Source organism: Kothea flammea, assembly GCF_052161645.1.
Taxonomy (GTDB): Bacteria; Planctomycetota; Planctomycetia; order Pirellulales; family Pirellulaceae; genus Laterigemmans.
Genome location: NZ_CP197414.1, coordinates 3,630,116 through 3,650,945, shown reverse-complemented (window position 1 = coordinate 3,650,945; position 20,830 = coordinate 3,630,116). Strand labels below are relative to the sequence as shown.

Genomic DNA, 20,830 nt, shown 5'->3' with positions numbered 1-20,830 from the left:
CATGCAACTTAGAACCATGTTTAAAGACAAGATCGATCGTCCAATCGAAGGCGTCATCAAGGCTGACGACGAAGTTGGGCTGAAGACCGAAGTCAAAGAATACATTTTGACCGACGAGATCGAGCGTCGGTTCGACGATTTTCTCGAAGCATACACCGACTACCAGAATGCTAATGGCGTCTGGATCTCCGGTTGGTTTGGCTGCGGTAAATCGCACATGTTGAAAATGATCTCGCTGCTGTTGCCCAACAGAGCGATCGATGGCATCGACGTCCATGAGGCGTTTCGGGCCAAATGCACCGACGCCATGCTGGCTGGCCGGATCGATAAGGCAATCGCCATTCCATCGGAAAGCATCCTCTTCAACATCGACCAGAAAGCTGACGTGATCAGCAAACAAGATGTCGATGCCCTGCTCGCCGTGTTCGTCAAAGTGTTCGACGAGCACTGCGGCTACTATGGCAAACAAGGTTACATTGCCAACTTCGAACGACAGCTAGACCAAGATGGCTTACTGTCCAAGTTCCGCGATGCCTTCGAGAAACACGCCGGCATGCCATGGACCACCGGCCGCGAACGCGTGCTTCGCGTCGGCAGCAACATCGACAAGGCGTTCCAGGAAGTATCCGACAACGCTAAGCGCAAACCGAGCAGTTGCTGATGGTGTCTTGAAGACTGAAGGGCACATTGTGATCGACCCACGATCCCACGCCACGGTTATGTCCGCGATTGGAAATGCCAAGAATTTACACGTTTGCAAAAACTCAATTCGACTTGCACATGAATACGCATCCGGAAGCGGACGTTCAGTCTGGCTGGTCGGCGATGGTCTGTATTCCATGGGGAGCTTCGCCGACTTCGACGCCATTATTTGCTTTCTCCAGAAAAACCCCAATGGGCACGTCTGGCTCGACGACGCTCATTCGGTTGGGATGCTCGGTCACAACGGCCGAGGGGAAGCAATGGAACGTCTCTGTGATCCAGGGATTTCAGAACGAGTCGTGATCACTGGATCCTTCGGGAAAGCTTTTGGGGCTGCCGGCGGATTTGCAGTGGGATCAGAGGAATTCGTTCAGCGAATGCTACAAACCTCTGTCGCTGATCGCTTCAGTTGCAATGTTGATGTCGCCGCCCAAGGCGCGATCTTGGCAGCGATGAGAATATTGGGTGAGCCAGAGACCCTGCATAGCCTGCAGCAGGACCTGCAAGAACGATTGGACATTTTTGATTCCGTCCTGATCAAGAACGGGATCCTTTGCGAGCAGCACGGATCGAAGATTGCGTTTCGTCTCGTCCCATTCACATCTCCCGAAATCGCCATTGATGTTGCTGGCAAGCTGCTTGCCAATGGCTTCATCACAACCCCCGTTTACTACCCGACTATCGCCCGTGGAGAAGGCGGGATCCGCGTCTCCATTTCCGCGGCGCATTCTTTGGAACACATCGCCATCTTGGCCGAACTACTTGTCGACCTCAACTCATAGCTCAATGAAGGAACCTACCCATGAAGTCCATTACTGTTAATCAGCTTTCTGCCGCAACAGTTTCTCGCTTTGGCGTTGTCCATGTGCAGACAAACGGCTTAACGACCCCAGAAAGACTCATTCAGATCGCCAAACGCATTGGAAAACCAGTGCCTTTCGGTTTAGGGAAATATCAAGCCAAAAGCCTGCCTCGAGAAGTTACCGTCTTGGACAATCATGGGGACGGCGTATCCGCCGCGCCACGCAGCTTTGGTGAGGGCTGACTTCGGCAAGATTCGCGGGCAGCATGACGCTAAGCGAGCCTCGGTCATTAGTGCTGCTGGTGGACATAATCTCCTCTTGGTTGGCCCCCCAGGTGAAGGAAAATCTCTCATCGCTAGTGCTATGGCTGGAATTCTTCCGAGGTTAACTGATGGGGAAAAAGTGGAGCTAACGCGGATCTATTCCGCTTTGGGATTACTTGGCGATGATGGCATGGCGGTCACGAGTCGTCCATTTAGGCCTGTTCACCACTCCGCTTCTATGCAATCACTGGTTGGAGGAGGCAGCGGTATTCCTAAGCCCGGTGAAGTCACTCTCGCGCATCATGGCATCCTCTTCCTAGATGAAGTTCCCGAGTTTGCAAAGAATACGCTCGAGGCACTGCGACAACCTTTAGAAAATGGCTATGTGAATATCACGCGAGTTGCCGCATCCCTTGAGTTCCCCGCCAGGTTTTGCCTTGTCGCTGCGATGAATCCTTGTCCCTGTGGTTATGCCGGTGATCCGCGTTGTCGTTGCGATGCAAAGGTTATCGAGAAGTATCAAAAGAAACTAAGCGGTCCGTTTTTGGACCGAATGGACTTGCAGGTTTTTCTCAAGCCATTAACGCATGATGAGCGGTTCGCCGAGGTAAATGAAGGTGAGTCTGCTCAGATCAGATCGCGTGTTGAAAAGGCAAGAAACTTACAAATCGCCAGATTTCAGGGAATGGGTATTTCCAGTAACTCTGCAATTCCCGGCGGACAGATTCCGGAATACTGTCGAATGTCGCCGGAAGGCGAAAAATCATATCGCCAAGCCATTGAGAGAGCTGCAGTATCAACTCGAACATGCGACCGTCTAGCGAAGGTGGCACGTACAATTGCCGACTTGGATGGCGGAGAGCTAATAGATTCACAACACGTCGAAGAGGCGGCAAAGTTCGTTGCGGCCGGAATTCTCCAGCGGTAATTGGTTCGGAAGCTACAAAAATGAATTCGGATGACACTTCTAAGATCTTTATTTGCTCATACTGCGAGCAGTCACTTAAGTTTCGAATCGATCAAGAGGGAAGACGCATTCAATGTCCAAAATGCAAAAAGCCCGTTTGGGTGTTCGATAACCGTGCGACATCTATCGCGCAGAAGCTCTCCAGTACCACAAGATATTGTTGGTGCTTGCGAAAATGAAACGCAATGTCATGCGAGAATTCAAACGTCGCCTCCTCTGGGCCATGGACAAAGCAGAATCAGGGGCAAGGTGCACTCCATCTCGCATGTACCAACAGTATCTCGATTGTGCTTTTCTTTTTCTCCCGCTCGAAGGACGTGATAAAGTGGAGCCCCTGAGTCTGCTGGAAGGATATGCGAAACTATGTAAGCAGGATTTACGAAGTCGATTGTGCTTAGCCATCGGGGTTGCCAAGGCACCGCATCCATACGCAGAGCGAAACTCGTTTATGATCAACTGGTTACACCTTGAGGGCGAATGGTCACCCGACGAACAACTGGATTCTTACTTAAAGAACAATCCTGATTGCTTTAGGCCCGTTCGTGGTGTGGAACTCGGTCTTTACAATCTGCGTTAGACCGACGATTCCTAAGCTCCCTCGAATCGAGAATACATTTCTTGAAATTTCTATTTCGTTGTGACCAAACGTGTCAATCGCATGCGAATGATAGCGTTCGCGATTGGCAGTGGTTTGGTCTGGATGGAATCACGAAGGACAACGGTCATGGACTGATGGATGGGATGCCCAAATCAGGAATAACACTCGGTGGATGCCGAATAGACCAACCACTGCCAATCGCTTTTTCTCGTCAGCCGGTTGGATCGATTGACGTTTTATCAATGAAGGATTGCTATGCGTTTGTAACTTTTTCTAGGCAGACACCATGACCTCTGTTCGACTTCCGCGTCTATCGCGCCCTGGCGTTTTGGAATCGATCGCTCCCAAGCGATTATTCGAATTGCTCCAACCTTACACCGACTTCTTTGCAAGTCGGTCCATACGCATCGAGTCACCCGATTCGATCGATTGCCAAGCGGTCATACGCGAGATAACTCAAGCCGATCGTGAAACGCCGGCTGACCTACTGGACGCGATCTGCCTTATTGACGAGTTAGCCAACGCGGTTGCGGTGGAACTTTTGCTGGATCGAGTTCCGGCCAGTTCACTGGGGCTTGAGCATGGAGGCGAGCATTCCGAAGCCGACATCGTCACAGCAGCTTGGCTATACGCTCCGAATCAACGCTAATGAAGCGTCCACCAGGACCATTGCATTCGTTGAAAGGAGAGTTTGACATCAGCTGAGTTCATCCATTAGGCGCTGGCAACCTGAACCGATTCGAGCAACGAAGTTGGTAGGAGCAAACCGTAAAGAAGTATCCTCAAATGTCCGGCCTGAAATATCCCAGTAGGGATTGAATGACGCCGTGGGCTCATAGCCATGTGCGACCATCCGATCGACCGCCGCTTGCCATTCGGTGTTGTCTGGCAGATAGAAAACAAGCAGGTTATCCTGCGTTGGAGCGAGACCGGGATTGTGTCCGCGCTTGCAAGTAAATTCCAAGTGATATGACGATCCAGGCATTCCAAGCATGAAGCCGTCAAATCCCTCGTGGTCTTGGAATGAGCCTATCACTGCGAGACCGAGCCCATCACGGTAGAACCGAAGTAGGGTTTCGATGCTGACTGTCGGTCGCGCTACTCGCATGGTCGTGTTCACGTTCATTGCACATCACCATTCCACATGCACGCTCCGATCCACTTTGATAATGCTTTGATAGATTGCTATCGCGAGACTGCTGCCGATTGTGCCCCTCAGTCAAGACGTTTATCCCTCATTGCATTGTCGACGAGCTAGTAATGCTTAGGCGTATACGCCCGTAAATGAAGGTGTCATTGTAGCCCATTAAGTTGGGCCAATGGGATTCCTGCCAGGGAAAGGCCGGCTACGTTTTTTAGAGCGTATTCAGGCGGATGTCTTGACAAAGCGATCCGAGCATGGACAATTATGTCCATGATGATGGATACAAAAGACGATATAAATCAGCGAATTTCGAATCAGGTCCGGCGGTTACGTGCGGCGGCGGGATTGTCCCTGGATGCTTTAGCAACCAAAACCGGGGTCAGTCGCTCGATGTTGTCGCTTATAGAGCGTGCGGAATGCAGTCCTACTGCGGTGATTCTTGAAAGACTTGCTGTCGGCCTGAACGTGACGTTGGCCACGTTGTTCGAAGTTGTTAATGAGAGCGAAGTGGCGAGTGAACCCATACAGCGGAGAGCTTGTCAATCGGAGTGGCGTGATCCAGAGACGGGGTACGTCCGAAGAAATCTATCGCCAACGAATGTGCTCCAACCGATGCAGCTCGTGGAGATCGAGTTCCCGGCGAAAGCCCGCGTTGTCTTCGAGAGCCACGGACGAGATGTGGCGATCTATCATCAATTCTTTATGCTCGAGGGCACCATCGAAATCACTTACGAAAATCACTGTCATCGCCTCAAGGCGGGAGACTGCTTGGCTTTGAAGATCGAGGGAGTCAATGTCTTTGAGAATCCGACACGCAAGCCTGCACGTTATCTGGTTGCATCAGTGACGGAAGTCAGTTCCAGGAGAAAAGCATGATGAATCATCACCTCATCGAACGCTTAGCGGAGCTCTCCGACGAGCACGTTCAAGGTCTGTGCGACGTGCTTTTGGATTGCGTCGAGGGCGGAGCTTCAGTCGGCTTCGTCTTTCCCTTCACTCGCGACCGAGCCGTCGAATTCTGGACTCGCGTTGCACAAGGAGTGGCAGCGGGCAAGCGGGCTTTGCTAGTCGCTAGGGACGAACTTCAGGGCAATCGCACGTTGATGACCTTGGCCTAATCATTGCAGAGGCAGGCTCGAAATCAAGCCCCAGGTTGGGGCATTGCAACATCTTCAGCCTCTCGCGACGGAGTTCGAATCTTGGCCAACCGGTTTGTTTGTAAAACTGTCCAACACTTTGAAAATGTTACCGATCCACGCGTCAATCGAGGAGCCAACTACCTTTTGATCGAAATGATCTTCGTAACGCTTTGTGCTTGCATTTCGGACGCAGATGGCTGGGCCGACGTAGAGCGGTATGGCAAAACTAAAATCGAATGGCTTCGGAAGTACTTCCCTTTTGAGAATGGCATCCCCTCTCATGACACGTTTGGTCGCGTCTTCTCACGGCTTGAAACGGTTGAGTTTTACGCAGCTTTGCAAAGTTGGGCGAACGACATCTCGGGCTCTCTCGAAGGCAAAACTATCGCGATCGACGGAAAGACTTTACGCGGGTCGCATGATCGAACTCATGGCGAGTCCGCGCTGCACTCGATTTCAGCCTGGGTCTGCGGACTCAAGATGTGTATCGGACTCAAATCGGTAGCAGACAAATCCAATGAAATCCCCGCTGCCCAGGAACTTATCGGCATGCTGGACTTGAAAGGTGCGGTCGTCACTGCCGACGCCATGCATTGCCAAACAGCAACGGTAGAAGCCATTATCGAGAAGGAAGCTGACTACGTTATCGTCGTGAAGGGTAACCAACCGAGCCTACAAGACGCCTTGCATGAGGCCATCGTTGATGAGCTTGATAATGAGGTCTCAAAAACGCGAAAACATCGCAAAACCGAGATCAATCGAGGCCGTAAGGAGTTCCGGGAAGTCATCGTAATGCCCGTACCACACGACTCCAAGGAGTTCTCACGTTGGGCAGGCCTCAAATCGATCGGAATTATCTTCCGTAGTCGCGAAGTTAATGGCAACTACGAGGAGAGCCTGACTACATTCATCAGTAGTAGGCCTCCGAAAGTAAGGGACCTAAGTGCCCGCCTTCGCGATCACTGGGGGGTAGAAAACTCGCAGCACTACACACTCGATGTAACATTTTCAGAAGATGCGAGCCGGATCCGCAAGGGAAATGGACCCGAAATTTCTTCTGTATTTCGACGCCTTGCACTGAACATATTGCAAAAGGACACTATCATAAAAGACTCAATCCGCGGCAAACGTAAGCGGTGCGCTTGGGATAACACCGCAATGGAGCAAATTATCCAGTGTTTTTAGGGATTTTAACGTGCGATTGCCCTGGGACGAACTTGGAATCTGCGGGACAGTCCAACTGATACTCGATCTTCCCGAGAACCAGCCACATCGGGCCGATCTAGTGAAGATGTTAGTCCATCGCCGCGCAAGACGACGAGGGCTGGGATCCAACCTGATGCAGGCTGCAGAATCGATGGCTCGCGAATGTGGAAAAACACTGCTCGTATTGGATGCTGTAACAGACGGAGATGCCGCTCGGCTCTATGAACGTCTCGACTGGGTCCGAGTGGGGGACATTCCCAACTACGCGCTCATGCCCAATGGCTCTCCGTGCAGCACAACGTGTTACTACCGCAGTTTGATTGAATCGAACACTGACTCGCATGTGGATACAAGAGCATGCTGAATACCCCAATCAACTTCCTTGAGAAACTGAGCCAATTCCAGGATCAATGGTCGCCGAAAGTGATCGCCGAGCTCAACGACTATCAGTTCAAATTAGTCAAAGTCCAAGGTGAGTTTGTCTGGCATGAACATGCAGAAACAGACGAGGCGTTTATCGTGCTGATGGGACGATTGAAAATCGAACTACCGGAGACAACCGTCGAATTGGCGGCGGGTGATTTATTCGTGGTGCCACGCGGAATCCAGCACAAGCCATCTGCGGATGAAGAGTGCCATGTGTTGGTGATCGAGCCACGCGGCGTCGTCAACACTGGCGATGTATGTGGTGACCTGACCGCTCCAAACGATGTGTGGCTACGACAATGACAATCAGATGGCTCCAGATCTCGCATCGTAGTTCTGTAACCGACTTTCTTGACCAGAGTAATTCATGAGCAACGCGAATAAGACTTCATATGAAAGAACTCAGCGGAACACAGTCCGGCGAGTGCCCAAAAGAGCGGACTATGACGTGGAAACGGTACACCGCCTATTCGATCAGGCGTGGTTTTGCCATGTCGGGTTCGCTTCTGAAACGGGTCCGACCATTATTCCTATGTTTCATGCAAGGCTGGACGACCGGATCATTCTTCACGGAGCGACAACCAGCCGACTGATGATGCTGCTCGCGTCCGGCGCTCCGATTTGCCTTTCGGTCGCGATGGTTGATGGGTTGGTACTTGCTCGATCCCTTTTTCATCATTCGCTGAACTATCGTTCCGCCGTCGCGTTTGGTTTTGGCGAAGTCATTACCGATCCGGCGTCTCGAACACGTGCTTTTCAGGCCATCGCAGACAAGGTGATGCCTGGCCGTTGGGACGAAGCTCGACAGCCGAACGAGCAGGAAGCCAAAGCCTCCTTGCTCTGCTCCGTCCAAATTGAATCGGCGTCTGCCAAAATTCGAACAGGCGGACCGATCGATGATAAAGATGACTACCAGCTCGATGTTTGGGCAGGAGTCGTTCCGCTTCAGGAGCAAATGCTGACGCCCGTCAGTGATCCATTGTCACTTCGCGAGATCGCGATTCCCGATTATATCGACGAGTTTCGACGCAATCGAAATGGTTGATGTCGTATCTTGAGCCATGAACGAACTAATGAAAGATTTTCATGATCGCAGACACACCCAGTCCACCCTACTACGCCGTAATATTTACAAGTTCACGTACCGCTGGTGATAACGGCTATCAGGAAATGGCCGAGCTGATGGTCAGGCTAGCGAGCGAACAGGATGGATTTCTAGGGATTGAAAGCGCCCGAGAAGAAATCGGAATCACGGTTTCTTACTGGCGCGACCTTTCGTCGATTCAGAAATGGCGCGAGCACGTTCAGCATACGGTCGCGAGAAACAAAGGGCGAAGTGATTGGTACAGCGCCTTTAAAACCAGAATCGCTGTCGTGGAACGAGACTTTGGTTTCGCAAAAAACAAATCTGCCGGTAACGATAGCGAGTCAATAGTTGATCAGCGATGAGATCGCCGGATTGGCGAGAACCAGTGTCCGCTGATAGTCAAAGCAAAGAACTTTAGTAAGTCATATCGTAAACGCTGGAGAATATTGACGAATGCCTACGCCAATTGATACTGCTTCGGAAATTGAATCGCTGATTGAATCCTGGCGCTCTAAACTCCACGAACTCGATGCGACGTCGGTTCGTGCAAAGCCCGCTCTGGATCGTTGGTCGATCTCAGAAGTAGTCGGCCATCTTGTGGATTCTGCCTGTAACAATCACCAAAGATTTGTTCGCGCTCAGCACTTCTCTGAATTGGTGTTCCCGAAATATGAACAAAACGAATGGATCGCCGCTGCCAATTATCAAAAAGCCAATTGGGGCTCGTTGGTGGAACTTTGGTATCATTATAATCGGCTGATTGCAACGCTCATTCGCAATATTCAAGAGTCCAGCTTATCGACGCCGTGCACCATTACACCGTACGAAACACGCACGCTTGGATATCTCGTGACGGACTACCTGGATCACATGAAACACCACCTCGCCAAAATTGCTGATCGCACATTAAAGACAAATGCGACATAATCACGCCATAAACCCGAAGGCGCGAACCGTATCCGGCTACCTTCCATAAGGAGGTTCGTTCGAAAATCAAACTGGGGTACCGATCCATCCGTTAAATCTGTGAGAGCATTGGACTGCCGGCCAAGAGCTACCACACACTGATTTAGGTTCAAGGAGATGCTGATCAAAAAATGACAACACAATTTGCAATACGGCGAGCTGTGGTCGACGATTATGGCGCTATCGCCGATGTCATGTTCGACGCAGTTCGGCATGGTCGTAGCCATTATTCCGAAGAGCAACGGCAAGCGTGGGTTCCTCACCGTCGTTCAGGATCCGCTTGGATCGAGCGATTGAACTCCCAGTCGATTTTCGCAGCAGAAGTTTATGGGCAGATAAACGGATTCATGAGTCTTGCTGAGAATGGCTACATTGATTTCGCTTACATTCGACCGTCAGCACAAGGGACTGGTATGTTCCGAGGCCTTTATCAAGCAATCGAACATCTGGCCATGCAAACCGGCGAACCAAGGCTTTGGGTACACGCAAGTCTTATGGCTCAACCGGCTTTCACTGCTGTCGGATTTCGGATGATTCGAAAAGAAACGGTTGAAATTAGTGGACATTTGCTTCAACGGTTTGAAATGGAAAAACAACTGGGGCATGCGGAAATCGACAGCAGCAACCAACCACCTACAGACCTTCCAAGTTTTTGAGTGGAGTCACCGAGATTCAAACGAGCCGCTCCCGCAGGGTAAACACTGTTCGCCATGCCATGGCGATGTCTTCCCGCTGGACCATGACCCCATTTCATATAGAGGCTCGTTCGAGAATCGAACTCGATCTTCGTTCTTACCAAGAACGCGTGCTCCCGGAACACTTACAAACCATTCCCATCAGTGATCGCGGAAGGAATCGAACCTCGGGCACTGACCCGCAGAGGTGGTCGTCCGGCGTGTCATGCAGGAGTCTTAGCAGTTGGACCACGCGATCATCGAACAAGGTGGTTGAGACAGGAATCATAAAATCAATTTATCTGCTTGGGTCGAAACGATGATCGATAGGCGTTGGGGTTTCGCCCAGTGGCTCTGCGGAAGTGAATTCGAAGCAATTGTGCCGAGGTGAAGCCTGATCGAGTAGCAATCTGGTCAACGCTCAGTGAACTTGTTTCTAATAACTGCTGTGCCACCTTTATTCGTTCAAACGCCAGCCATTGTACAGGTGTCGTACCGGTTTGATCTCGAAAGCGACGAGCAAATGTGCGCTCGCTCATACAGGCACGCTTCGCCATCGACTTGACAGAATGTTCTTCTGCTAGATGCACCAAGAGCCACTGAAGCAATGACCCAATTTGACTATCTTCGCAGCGCGTAATTGGTCGATCGATAAATTGGGCCTGGCCACCATCGCGATGGGGAGAAACCACCAATCGCCGAGCCACAACATTAGCGATCTTAGCACCGAAGTCTCGTCGGACTAAATGCAGGCACAAATCAATCCCGGCAGCACTGCCAGCAGCAGTCAAAATGTTTCCAGCATCAATGTATAAAACCTTACGATCGACTTGTATTTCTGGGTAGTCACTTTGAAGTCGTTCCGTATACCGCCAGTGTGTTGTCGCAGACCGGCCATTCAGCAGTCCAGCAGCCGCCAAAACAAAAGCCCCAGAACATAACGACACGATTCGTGCGCCTCTTTCGTGGGCACGCCTAAGCGAACGGAGGAAATTTTCAGGCGGAATCTCATCTATATTCCGCCAACCTGGAATGATGATAGTTCCTGCGCAGTCCAGAGTCCTTAGACCTTTGGTGATTTGCAAAGACATTCCTGCCAATGTTCTGATCGGCCCTGATTCCACCCTGCAGGTCTGAAAATGATACCAAGCGTCAATCTCGGGACGAGGCAACCCAAACACCTCAACGGCAATGCCAAACTCGAAAAAGGCGAGCCGATCATAGCCTACGGCAACAACATTTAGGTTTTTAGGCAACATGGCAGTATTTTATCGAAACATGTCATTGCTGCCACTCGAATTCAGCCTGTTTTGTTGCGAAAATCGTCTCAGTTAGTCGCCCTTGGCGGACGCTACGCACACACTTTTATTGGGAGAGTAATTGCAATGAAAATTAAATCGCAGGTAACTGCCATTCAAGCAGCCACGCCGCAAGCCGCAGCAGTTCATTTCCAGGCGAGACTGACGTTAGAAACGGACTGTTGGGATGTGCATCATTCGCTTGCAAACGACGTCGCGAATTTTGTTCTGCTCGACGTACGATCGGAAAGTCTTTTTAAGTCTGGTCATTTACCCTCAGCCATTCATCTGCCGCATTCACAGATTCGCACCGAGACGCTGCCTCAATTGCCAACAGATGGTATTTTTGTCGTGTATTGTGCGGGACCTCACTGCAACGGCGCAAACAAAGCAGCAATCAAGATCGCACTCTTGGGACTACCAGTCAAGGAAATGATCGGAGGCATCGAAGGTTGGAAAGACGAGGGGTTTGAACTTGTCACTTGCTAATGACGTTGATATTCGATTTGTGGTCCAGTCAGATCTTAGTCAACTTGAAGAAATCTGCCGCCAACACGCCATGTTCGAGCAGGCGAGTTGGAAGACATGCGACAATAGAATTGGCGACAAAGCGCCGCTGACGCACCTAGCCCATCGCAGACATCATCGAAGTTATGACTTCAAATGATGTGGCCGAAGCCGCACTAGCGAGGTTTCCGACTCGATTTCGCAAGCAATGCTCTAATTGCCAGTAACTCAGGACGGTGCAACTTGAGTAGAGAATCTGTAACTAGTCCGATTACGGTCCTGTCTGCCGGGTTTCAGCATTTGTCAAGAAAAGCAATGACTTGAACTGTGCTGATTCTGCATTTCAACTACATTCTATTTGATAGGCAAAGAAGTAGATTCCATCAAAAACTGGATCACGCCAATGAGCCCGGACGAATCCCATAGACTCGTAAAGTCGATGGGCTGGGATCATTTGCGGTTGAGTCCAAAGTACCGCTTTGTTGAAGCCCATATCGCGGATTGTTTCAAGCGCTTTCGACATCAATACCCTTCCAAGCCCATTGCCACGGTACAGTGTGTCAACGGCCAACAAATGGATCTCCGCTTCATCCGGTTCGGCCATTCGTCGAGCCGGAGCATCGGGCCGGACAGCAATCACCATTCCGACGAAAACGCCATCTGCTGTACGCGCAACGATCATTTTCCCACGTCTTCTCACAGCAGATGAGACGAAGATTATGGCCGCCCGTTCTGGTGTCGTGAACCCACCGCCCACATAAGCGTTGGTTAGAAGTTTATTTATTTCGAAATCTGAAATATTCTCTGCATGTTCCTCAATCAGATATTCCATTGCATTGACCTGCACCTTTTTTCAGTGTTGCAAAAGAGCCTTCTTGGCATTTCATTCGAAAAGCCTAATTCTATTTAAGTCTATTCATGTGATTACGAAATGTTTCCAAATATTCTTGAGCAGCGATCTCGCGTTTCGATACCGGGTCAACGACTGGAGATAACAATTGCTCTTGAATCGGGATCACTCCGGCCATTCATTCTTTTGGCCCGCCATTCACCCATACATTCTGCTATACGCCCCGAATCAACGCTAATGAAGCGTCCGCCAGGACCGTTGAATTCGTTGAAAGGGGCGTTTGACATCAGCGGAGTCCATTGATTGAATGGTGACAACCTAGATCGATCCGAGCGACGACATCGGCAAGAGCGATTCCTAAGGTGTGGTGTTGAGATTCGTCGAGGTGGACTCCATCGACAACGCTGGTGGAAGTGACGGAACCTGCATCGAAGAATTCGCATCCAATCTCCAATGCGACATCGCGTATGGCGCTAGTTAATCCAACAGACTTGGCCTGGGCATTCACGAACTTTGCCGCAAGAGGACCTCTCGATACTTGTAATTGCGGAGGAGCGACCAGCAGCACACTGGGCACGTGCATACCGGGTTCAAGCGGAGCCCGTCGAATTGTGTCGACCAACTTCCCAAGGCCTTGTGCCGTATCACCTGCAGTAAAACAGTGTCCTGATTGAAAGTCATTGACACCCAGCATGACGATGACGAGCGCCAGCGGCGAGTTGACTTCGATCCGTTGCTCAAGACCAATGAGCCCATCTCGGCCCGGTTTCACCGCATCATCAAGGACGGTACGGCGACCGTTGAGGCAGTCTTCGATGATGCGAACTCGCAATGCTCGTCTTTGAAGTTCAACTTCAAGAACGCCCGGCCAGCGTTTGGGAAATGGCAAGCGCTCTCTCGTGCCGGGAATGATTCCCCAACTGAGCGAGTCACCATAAACGAGTATTTGATCCATTTAGTTTAGTTTTCTTGGTGATATGACCGTCGTCATTGTCTTGGTTGACTCGGTGGGTAAGAACCGCCTCTATTCACTCCATTTGTATTCCATGTAGGTTGCCACTTTCAAGGCGCGAGTCTGGCCCAAGAATCGGCGGACGATGTGCAGGCTCATATCGATACCGGCTGAAATTCCTGCCGAAGGGGCAAAATCAGCTGAATACTCGCCGATGATCGCAATAGAGGGAAGCTTCATGGGCCGTTGAATCATCCCTTCAAGGCTAGTTCGAGGTCCGCGATCAGATCCTGAGCAGTCTCGATTCCAACGGACAATCGAATGAGTTGTTCTGTGAGGCCCAGTTTTGATCGGTCAGATGCTGGCATGGCTTTGTGCGACGTGAACGCCGGAATGGTAGCCGTCGATTCGACCCCGCCGAGACTCAATGCAGGCGAGATGAGCTGTAGCGATCGAAGAAAGCCTATCGGCGAGATGTCGTTCGTCAAACGAAAAGAAAGCATGCCGCCAAACCCACTCATTTGCTGTCGAGCGATTTCGTGATCTGGGTGAGACGCCAATCCGGGATAGAACACTCGCTCCACTCTCGGATGCTGATCGAGATAGCTGGCAAGCTGCATCGCGTTTTCATTTTGCTTCTCCACCCGAATCGAAAGCGTCTTGATACTGCGTTCGATCAAATAGCACGTCAGGGCGTTGATGCTGCCGCCAAAAAGGACAGCTTTCTGACGAATGAGTTCGACCGTTTCCTCGCAACCTACAACGGCTCCGAAACACAGGTCACTGTGGCCTCCGAGATACTTTGTGCCGCTGTGCAGCACGACATCGACTCCAAGATCGATTGGGTTCTGATTGATCGGTGTGGCAAAGGTATTGTCAACGATCGTGGTGATACCGCGTGATCGTCCTTCATTCGCCGCGGATTTCAGATCGACGATATCGAGCAGCGGATTGGATGGAGTCTCGATGTAGATGGCTTTCGTAGTCGGTTGAATCGCAGCAACCAACGAACGCGTGTCAGTCCGAGCAAACGTGTAGGCGATGCCGGCCTGCTCAAACTCCTTCAGCACCAGCAAATGCGTGCCGCCGTACAATGCGTCTTGCAGGACTACATGATCGCCACGCTTCAAAACGGAAAGCAGCGTCGTGCTGATCGCGGCCATGCCGGACGCAAACACCAGCCCTGCGGCGGCACCTTCAAGCTTGCAAATTTGCTCGATGACAATCTGCTGGTTCGGAGTATTGAAGTACCGCGGGTAGGGCTGATCGTCTTCGTCGATGTATCGAAACGCCGATGACGGTTCGACCGCGTTGACAACGCCCGCACTTTCTGCCCGCTTGCCAGCATGAACACTGATTGTCTCTTTGCCTAGATTTGAGCATTGCATACAAGCACCAATTGGCTTTGTTGAAGTTGTAGTTGAAGGACAAGGAAATCGGACGACAAGTTCGTTCGAAAACCATCCTTTTGGTGTCAGAATCGGTGCAGTCAACTCAGACAGTCGCGTTCGCTGCTGACCCGACTCGTCGAAATTTTCAGGCTCTCTCGAAGGCTTGCTGAAGGGCTGGCCGTTCTTGGGCTATGGCATCGTACCACGCCGAGATCAAACCATTTCACAGCGGATCTGGCCGGAAAGCACGATCACTGCTTGACCGGTGATGGACAGCCACTGGTCGCTCAGCAATTCGACTTCCATGAAACCAGTTCGCGCAGACGCTTGAAACGAAGCCAGCTTCGACTTGCCGAGTTTCTGTGCCCAATACGGCGCGAGGAAGGTGTGAGTGCCGCCGGTGACCGGATCTTCGTTGGTACCACTCCACGGCCAGAAGTATCTTGAATGAAAGTCGTATGATCCATTGACAGAGGCAGCAGTCACCAACACACCGTTGATGCCTTCATGCGAAGCGTACAGGGCAGAAAAGTCGGGTTGAAGTTTGGCCAGCAGTTCGGTTGATTCGATCTCCAACATCAAGATTTTTGTTTCGGGATTGAACACCGACGCAAGAACTCGCTCCAGTCCCAGCGCGTCCAGCAACTGCGGCGGCGCATCAGCGAGCTGAGTCTGATAGACGGGGAATTTCATGCGAATCCCATCGCCCTGCCGAGAAACCCGAAGGCTCAACTGTTGTTGAGTCACAAAGCAGATTTCGCTCAGAGCAGTACCAGAGAAAACGATCTTAGCCGCGGCCAGTGTTGCATGTCCGCACAGTGGGATCTCAATCTTGGGAGAGAAGTAGCGGATCGAATACTCGGCGTCACCGATTGGCCTGACAAACGCAGTCTCGGAAAGTCCAAGCTCCCGTGCGATCAACAACATGGCTCGATCAGAAAGTTCCGTGTCCACCTGGCAAACGCCTGCCGGATTTCCGTTGAACGGGACATCAGTAAATGAATCAACAATGCTGGTTTTCATGTTAAGCCATTGAGCTTGGGAAAGTTGTGGTTGAAGGACACTGAAAACGGATGACAAGTTCTGTCGAAAATTATCGTTTCCGTGTCAGAATCGGTGCAGTCAAGTCCGACAGTCGCGTTCGCTGCCGACCTGACTCGTCGAAGTTATCCTGGGACAGCCAGGTTTCAAAGGCTTGCCGAAGTTGTGGCCATTCTGAATCGATTACGGAGTACCATGCTGAGTCGCGATTGCGACCTTTGACGACCATGTGTTGACGGAACACACCTTCAAATTGCAGACCGAGTCGCTCGGCTGCAACTCGTGATGGTGCGTTGAGCGCGTTACACTTCCATTCATAACGTCGGTAGCCTAGTTCGAACGCCTGTCGCATCATTAGATACATCGCCTCCGTGGCCGCGACGCTCTTTTGCAGTTTCGGCGAGTAATTCAAATGTCCAACTTCGATCGAACCGTTTTTGGGATCGATTCGCAAATAGCTGGCCAGCCCTGTGACTTCGTCGGTAACCAGGTTGCGGATAGCAAGGAATAGTGGATCATTGCCAAAGCAGGTTGCTTCCATCCACTGGCGATAATTGTCGAAGCTTTCGAACGGTCCGTACGGCAGATAGGTCCAATTGATTCCCTGTTTGTCCTGTTGATTGGCGGCAAACAGCTTTGGGGCATGAGCTGCCACATCCAGCGGCTCAAGCCGACAATACCGTCCCTCGATTGCCTCGCGCGGTGGAGGTAGCGGTTGAACCCAATCAGCGACGACACTGCCAATCGGCTGCCCCAAGTTATTGATTTCAATGGTCATCGCATTTTGTCGTTCTGCGTAAGAGATTGCTGTCGATCGGCATTGCACTGGACCAATCGTCGCAGATAATTGGCTCTCTGCAATATCCGGTTTTGTAAAATGTGAGTAGACCAATTATGGACAAGGCAATTTTAGGGGCTGGAGTACTTCGTCTGGATCGGCGGCGGAATGAACCGTTGCACCGCCAGATTTACGAAGGCGTTCGTGAAGCGATCCTTTCGGGAAAACTGAAGCGAGGAACCACGCTACCCGCGACTCGAAGCCTTGCAGAGCAGCTCAACGTTTCGCGAATGACGATCGTGAATGCCTACGATCAGTTGCTGGCAGAGGGGTACCTGGCGTCGCGTGTCGGAAGCGGGACGTTCGTCCGTGGTGAATTGCCGGACGACCACAAGATGTCGCAATTTTCTTGTGTTGATTCCGACGCAAATATTCTCCGGTCCGTAAAGTCTGCTCCACAAACTGCGTTGGTAGGACTTTCCAGTCGAGGGCAACGAATGGCGACAATCGAAGAAGGAATTCGCCCTTCGTACCTCGATCAACCAGCATTGTTTTCACTTGGTATCCCCGCACTTGACGAATTCCCGCTTGATATCTGGACAAAAATCTGCCGCGATCGCGGACGTAGCATGTCAAGCTCGCATCTCAAATACCAGTCGGCATCGGGTTGGATGCCCTTGCGAGTTGCTATCTGCGAGTACACCAAGACATTTCGCGGTGTACGCTGCAATCCTGAGCAGGTATTCATTACTGCCGGTACTCAACAGGCGATCGAGCTGACCATCAGGCTTATCCTCGATCCCGGTGATTCTGTCCTGTTTGAAGATCCTGGATACTGGCGTGCTCGAGCAGCGTTTCAGTCCAACGGAGTGAATTTGATTCCACTACCAGTCGATGCCAACGGTGCTTCCATCAAGTCGTGCAACGCCACCGCCGGAAACGCAAAGGCCGTTTACGTCACGCCTTCACATCAATTCCCGATGGGCGTTACGATGTCGATCGAACGCCGGATCGAGTTGCTCGACTGGGCACAGCAGCACAACGCGGCGATCATCGAAGACGACTATGACAGTGTTTATAGCTACTCGCAGCCACCGATCCCATCGCTCCAGGGGCTCGATCGAAATCAACGGACTTTCTACATGGGAAGTCTCAGCAAGCTCCTGTTCCCTTCGCTTGGCATAGGATATGTCATCGTGCCCAGTTCGCTGGCTGCTGCCTACGAAACGGCCTTCAAGATCGTCGGCCGGGCGCCGTCTTTACTTATGCAACAGGTTGTCCACGACTTTATTGAGGAAGGTCACCTTGAGCGGCACATGCGCCGCATGCGAAAGGTCCACCAGCAGCGACATGCAGCGCTTGTCAACGCAATCGACCGGCACTTGTCAGCAAAATTGGAGCTCATCGGTGCCGAAGCTGGGCTTCACCGCGCAGCGAAGATTCTGACCCAACATCGTGACATCACGCTCACACGTCGTTTCGCAAAACTCGGCATCCACATCCAAGCGATCTCGATTGATTCGCTGACGAATTCTTCCGAGCACAATGGACTGGTCTTTGGTTTTGGCTGTGGCACGCCCAAAGAAATCGAGGCCGCTATTCGTCGAATCGCGATCTGGTAGACGCTGAACCTAATCTGTTGGCTTTGACGAATACGGCCACGGTTCGGCAGGTAATTGAACCGCTATCAACCGCTGCATGGAAGCCACTCCCCAGTTGCCCGTCGATCAGATGATTGAGCTGATCGAAACTTGTCCGCCGGGACCTTGGCCCAGTGGCTGGGCAACGTGGGCAAACGTCATCGAAGCGCACCAGCGATTGGCAGACCGCTTTGTAAACGACTTAAAACCATCGCGCCGGACTTATCCAATTGACCGCGGCATCGTCATCGCCGGTGGTGGCCTCAAGTACTTTCCCAGCGTCTGGGTAAACGTGCGGCTGTTGCGGCATTTCGGCTGCACGCTGCCGATCCAGCTTTGGTACTTGGGCGACGGCGAAATCGATCCTTATATGAAACGGCTGCTGGCCGGTTACGATGTTCAGTGTGTCGACGCGCGGCAGCTTGAACACGAACATCCCGCTCGTATTCTTTGTGGCTGGGAGCTGAAGCTTTATTCCACATTGCACTCCCCGTTCGCGCAAGTGTTGTTTCTTGATGCTGATAACGGCGTGGTTGCCGACCCGAGTTACTTATTTGACTCTCCTGAACTGGCAAAGCATGGTGCCATCTTCTGGCCCGACTATGCCTGTTGGACACTGAAGGCCGACGTGTGGGAGATTTTCGGGATGCCCGACATGGCCGAGCCGGAAGTTGCCATGCATGAGCGAGCCTTCGAGTCGGGGCAATACTTGATCGATAAACGCCGCTGCGCCGCTGAACTGCAAACGTCCCTCTGGTACGCCGAGCACTCCGATTTTACCTTCCAGCATGTGTACGGTGACAAGGAGTGTTTCCATTTGGGCTGGCGTAAAGTTGGCAGCCAGTACGCGATGCCCGCCGCCGGCCCGGGCTGGAATCAGCATACGATCGTGCAGTTCGACTTCCGGGGCCAGATTATTTTCCAGCATCGCTGCCAAGACAAATGGCGATTCGGTGGCAATCGATTCAATGAGACGCTGGCGAACGAACAACTATGCTTCGACTTTGTCGCCGAGCTAGCCAGACGCTGGTCGGGCACCTTGTGGCAAAACGACGAGCCAACACCCGATGAACAACGAGTCATCGAAGAGCTGACCGGCAAGCGAGCAAAGTACGATCGCGTGGGCCATGACCAACGAACGATTGGCTTCGAATCCAGTCGCGTGATTGGCGAAGGAGCGGCGGAGTGCGAACGCGTGTGGCACGTGAACGAGGTCGACGGCCAACCTGTGCTCACGATTTCTAGGCTTGATCGCCCGACCTGTCACCTGCGCCGCGGCCCTGATGGCATCTGGCGCGGCCACTGGCTGGAACACGAGCACATGCCCATCGAGCTTACGATTCTCACCGCATAACCACGGAGGCAACCATGGAACCATTCGCTGTTTGCTACAAGGCGTTCGGCCGCGACTTCCACATCGAGCCGGCCAGTATCCAGCACGCCAACGCGGTCTTTCAAGACGAGTACCAGATCGCGGCCTTACGCCAGCATGAAGTCCGCACGATCGTGGACATCGGAGCCCACGTCGGCAGCTTCACGGTTCTTTGTCATCAGCACTGGCCAGCGGCGAAGATCGTGGCAGTGGAACCGCATCCCGAGAGCTTTGCGTTACTCCAGAAAAACACCGCTCACATCGCCAGCGACCGGCTTCAGCTCATCAACGCAGCCGTCACCGAGACGTCCGGAACCACGCTCTTATCATCATCCGTTTCCCACAGCCGAGTCGGCGAGTATGTTCCGAGCCTGTGGGCTGACTTAGAAGAGCGGCCCGGGGATTTCGGAGTCGAAGTCCCGGCGATCACCACCGCCGAACTCTGGGACGCACTCACCGCCTTCGGAATCCCGCAAGTCGACCTACTCAAACTCGACTGCGAAGGAGCCGAGTACGTAATCCTGCCGGAACTCGAGCGCCTCGGCGTGCTAAGCCAAGTCGGCTGGATCCGAGGCGAATGGCACAGCCGATCCTCGAACGGGATCTTGGAGGTATCTCTGGCTCCAACACATGAATGCCACATCGATCCCAACGAACCGCACGATGTAGGCTTGTTCTTGGCTCATAGGAGAGCCGTCCTTTAACGACGCGGAGAACGCTCGCACAACGCGGAAGCCGACTTGGGATCCGAAGACGTAAAGCGAACGAGGTTTCCGGATAAAAGCAAGTCGACGGTGAATCGCATGCAATCCTCGCTCAAGCGTAGTACAACAGGAATCGCACCTGTATACTCTCAACTCCAGCAAAATGGCCCAAGCCTAGAGCTTTGTGCAGAGTTGATTTTCACTGGGGCAACTGATATTTGCCTACTGAACGCGTATAGACGGCACCAGCTTGGGCTTGTCCAACAGGCATTGCCCCAAATGCGAAAGCTCATTGCAAGAGTAAGCGATCATAGAGTCTGTT

At 52.0% G+C, this 20,830-nt stretch carries 25 protein-coding genes, 1 tRNA gene and 1 pseudogene; 18 read left to right on the top strand and 9 right to left on the bottom strand.

The genetic code is table 11. The features are described from left to right. Position 1: 1 nt before the first annotated feature. The 5 genes from SH139x_RS13795 to SH139x_RS13775 all read left to right on the top strand — a co-directional run bounded on the left by SH139x_RS13795 (position 2) and on the right by SH139x_RS13775 (position 3,982). Complete coding sequence (locus SH139x_RS13795) at positions 2 to 661, top strand: DUF6079 family protein (RefSeq protein WP_488355773.1); 660 nt, start codon at positions 2 to 4, stop codon at positions 659 to 661. Positions 662 to 719: 58 nt separating this feature from the next. Then, positions 720 to 1,484, top strand: a complete 765-nt coding sequence (locus tag SH139x_RS13790) for an aminotransferase class I/II-fold pyridoxal phosphate-dependent enzyme (protein ID WP_488355772.1) — start codon at positions 720 to 722, stop codon at positions 1,482 to 1,484. A gap of 20 nt (positions 1,485 to 1,504) precedes the next feature. Further along, entirely contained in the window at positions 1,505 to 1,747 is a 243-nt protein-coding gene (locus SH139x_RS13785; RefSeq protein WP_488355771.1) for a hypothetical protein, read from the top strand. Further along, positions 1,701 to 2,696, top strand: a complete 996-nt coding sequence (locus SH139x_RS13780; protein WP_488355770.1) for a YifB family Mg chelatase-like AAA ATPase — start codon at positions 1,701 to 1,703, stop codon at positions 2,694 to 2,696. Before SH139x_RS13785 ends, SH139x_RS13780 begins: the two co-directional genes overlap by 47 nt. Positions 2,697 to 3,619: 923 nt before the next feature. Continuing rightward, the gene (locus tag SH139x_RS13775) at positions 3,620 to 3,982 is read left to right on the top strand and encodes a hypothetical protein (protein ID WP_488355769.1); all 363 of its coding nucleotides are present in this window, start codon (positions 3,620 to 3,622) and stop codon (positions 3,980 to 3,982) included. Between the two features lie 48 nt (positions 3,983 to 4,030). Here SH139x_RS13775 and SH139x_RS13770 read toward each other — a convergent pair whose 3' ends face one another. Further along, positions 4,031 to 4,459 (bottom strand): VOC family protein, encoded by a 429-nt coding sequence (locus SH139x_RS13770; RefSeq protein ID WP_488355768.1) that lies wholly within the window; start codon positions 4,457 to 4,459, stop codon positions 4,031 to 4,033. A gap of 288 nt (positions 4,460 to 4,747) precedes the next feature. On the opposite strand from SH139x_RS13770, the gene SH139x_RS13765 reads away from it, so the two are divergent. From SH139x_RS13765 to SH139x_RS13725, 9 genes and pseudogenes are all read left to right on the top strand, one after another. Next, positions 4,748 to 5,353 carry a helix-turn-helix domain-containing protein gene (locus SH139x_RS13765; RefSeq protein ID WP_488355767.1) on the top strand — a complete coding sequence of 202 codons (606 nt, stop codon included), beginning with the start codon at positions 4,748 to 4,750 and terminating at the stop codon, positions 5,351 to 5,353. Then, complete coding sequence (locus tag SH139x_RS13760; RefSeq protein WP_488355766.1) at positions 5,350 to 5,595, top strand: hypothetical protein; 246 nt, start codon at positions 5,350 to 5,352, stop codon at positions 5,593 to 5,595. Before SH139x_RS13765 ends, SH139x_RS13760 begins: the two co-directional genes overlap by 4 nt. Before the next feature lie 81 nt (positions 5,596 to 5,676). Beyond that, entirely contained in the window at positions 5,677 to 6,801 is a 1,125-nt protein-coding gene (locus SH139x_RS13755; RefSeq protein ID WP_488355765.1) for an ISAs1 family transposase, read from the top strand. A gap of 25 nt (positions 6,802 to 6,826) precedes the next feature. Then, positions 6,827 to 7,186: pseudogene (locus SH139x_RS13750) on the top strand (GNAT family N-acetyltransferase); the annotation flags it as partial. Next, the gene (locus SH139x_RS13745) at positions 7,180 to 7,551 is read left to right on the top strand and encodes a cupin domain-containing protein (protein ID WP_488355764.1); all 372 of its coding nucleotides are present in this window, start codon (positions 7,180 to 7,182) and stop codon (positions 7,549 to 7,551) included. The pseudogene SH139x_RS13750 and the gene SH139x_RS13745, both read left to right, overlap by 7 nt. Before the next feature lie 64 nt (positions 7,552 to 7,615). After that, entirely contained in the window at positions 7,616 to 8,293 is a 678-nt protein-coding gene (locus tag SH139x_RS13740; protein ID WP_488355763.1) for a pyridoxamine 5'-phosphate oxidase family protein, read from the top strand. Positions 8,294 to 8,334: 41 nt separating this feature from the next. Next, positions 8,335 to 8,697 (top strand): antibiotic biosynthesis monooxygenase family protein, encoded by a 363-nt coding sequence (locus SH139x_RS13735; RefSeq protein ID WP_488355762.1) that lies wholly within the window; start codon positions 8,335 to 8,337, stop codon positions 8,695 to 8,697. Between the two features lie 91 nt (positions 8,698 to 8,788). Beyond that, complete coding sequence (locus SH139x_RS13730; RefSeq protein ID WP_488355761.1) at positions 8,789 to 9,262, top strand: DinB family protein; 474 nt, start codon at positions 8,789 to 8,791, stop codon at positions 9,260 to 9,262. 170 nt (positions 9,263 to 9,432) lie between these two features. Beyond that, complete coding sequence (locus SH139x_RS13725) at positions 9,433 to 9,957, top strand: GNAT family N-acetyltransferase (RefSeq protein WP_488355760.1); 525 nt, start codon at positions 9,433 to 9,435, stop codon at positions 9,955 to 9,957. Between the two features lies 1 nt (position 9,958). On the opposite strand, the gene SH139x_RS13720 is transcribed toward SH139x_RS13725, so the two are convergent. Both SH139x_RS13720 and ftrA read right to left on the bottom strand, forming a co-directional pair. Next, a tRNA-Ala gene (locus SH139x_RS13720) sits at positions 9,959 to 10,048 on the bottom strand. A gap of 220 nt (positions 10,049 to 10,268) precedes the next feature. Beyond that, positions 10,269 to 11,234 carry a transcriptional regulator FtrA gene (ftrA, locus tag SH139x_RS13715; protein WP_488355759.1) on the bottom strand — a complete coding sequence of 322 codons (966 nt, stop codon included), beginning with the start codon at positions 11,232 to 11,234 and terminating at the stop codon, positions 10,269 to 10,271. A 132-nt stretch (positions 11,235 to 11,366) separates the two neighbouring features. On the opposite strand from ftrA, the gene SH139x_RS13710 reads away from it, so the two are divergent. Beyond that, positions 11,367 to 11,762 (top strand): rhodanese-like domain-containing protein, encoded by a 396-nt coding sequence (locus SH139x_RS13710; protein ID WP_488356018.1) that lies wholly within the window; start codon positions 11,367 to 11,369, stop codon positions 11,760 to 11,762. A 361-nt stretch (positions 11,763 to 12,123) separates the two neighbouring features. Here the strand turns inward: SH139x_RS13710 and SH139x_RS13705 are convergent, their stop codons facing one another. From SH139x_RS13705 to SH139x_RS13680, 6 genes are all read right to left on the bottom strand, one after another. Continuing rightward, positions 12,124 to 12,612 (bottom strand): GNAT family N-acetyltransferase, encoded by a 489-nt coding sequence (locus SH139x_RS13705; RefSeq protein WP_488355758.1) that lies wholly within the window; start codon positions 12,610 to 12,612, stop codon positions 12,124 to 12,126. Positions 12,613 to 12,916: 304 nt separating this feature from the next. After that, positions 12,917 to 13,585 (bottom strand): SGNH/GDSL hydrolase family protein, encoded by a 669-nt coding sequence (locus tag SH139x_RS13700; protein ID WP_488355757.1) that lies wholly within the window; start codon positions 13,583 to 13,585, stop codon positions 12,917 to 12,919. Positions 13,586 to 13,654: 69 nt separating this feature from the next. Next, on the bottom strand, positions 13,655 to 13,822 hold the full coding sequence (locus SH139x_RS13695; protein WP_488355756.1) for a hypothetical protein: 168 nt from the start codon (positions 13,820 to 13,822) through the stop codon (positions 13,655 to 13,657). 11 nt (positions 13,823 to 13,833) lie between these two features. Then, a complete protein-coding gene (locus SH139x_RS13690) occupies positions 13,834 to 14,970 on the bottom strand; it encodes a trans-sulfuration enzyme family protein (protein ID WP_488355755.1) in 1,137 nt (378 codons plus the stop codon). A gap of 216 nt (positions 14,971 to 15,186) precedes the next feature. Beyond that, positions 15,187 to 15,996, bottom strand: a complete 810-nt coding sequence (locus SH139x_RS13685) for a PhzF family phenazine biosynthesis protein (protein WP_488355754.1) — start codon at positions 15,994 to 15,996, stop codon at positions 15,187 to 15,189. A gap of 70 nt (positions 15,997 to 16,066) precedes the next feature. Continuing rightward, positions 16,067 to 16,792, bottom strand: a complete 726-nt coding sequence (locus SH139x_RS13680; protein WP_488355753.1) for a GNAT family N-acetyltransferase — start codon at positions 16,790 to 16,792, stop codon at positions 16,067 to 16,069. 116 nt (positions 16,793 to 16,908) lie between these two features. Between SH139x_RS13680 and pdxR the strand changes: the two genes are divergently transcribed. The 3 genes from pdxR to SH139x_RS13665 all read left to right on the top strand — a co-directional run bounded on the left by pdxR (position 16,909) and on the right by SH139x_RS13665 (position 20,508). Then, complete coding sequence (pdxR, locus tag SH139x_RS13675) at positions 16,909 to 18,414, top strand: MocR-like pyridoxine biosynthesis transcription factor PdxR (RefSeq protein WP_488355752.1); 1,506 nt, start codon at positions 16,909 to 16,911, stop codon at positions 18,412 to 18,414. Between the two features lie 76 nt (positions 18,415 to 18,490). After that, positions 18,491 to 19,786, top strand: coding sequence for an alpha-mannosyltransferase (locus tag SH139x_RS13670; protein WP_488355751.1), 1,296 nt, complete (start codon positions 18,491 to 18,493; stop codon positions 19,784 to 19,786). Between the two features lie 14 nt (positions 19,787 to 19,800). Then, the gene (locus SH139x_RS13665) at positions 19,801 to 20,508 is read left to right on the top strand and encodes an FkbM family methyltransferase (protein ID WP_488355750.1); all 708 of its coding nucleotides are present in this window, start codon (positions 19,801 to 19,803) and stop codon (positions 20,506 to 20,508) included. Positions 20,509 to 20,830 lie beyond the last annotated feature (322 nt).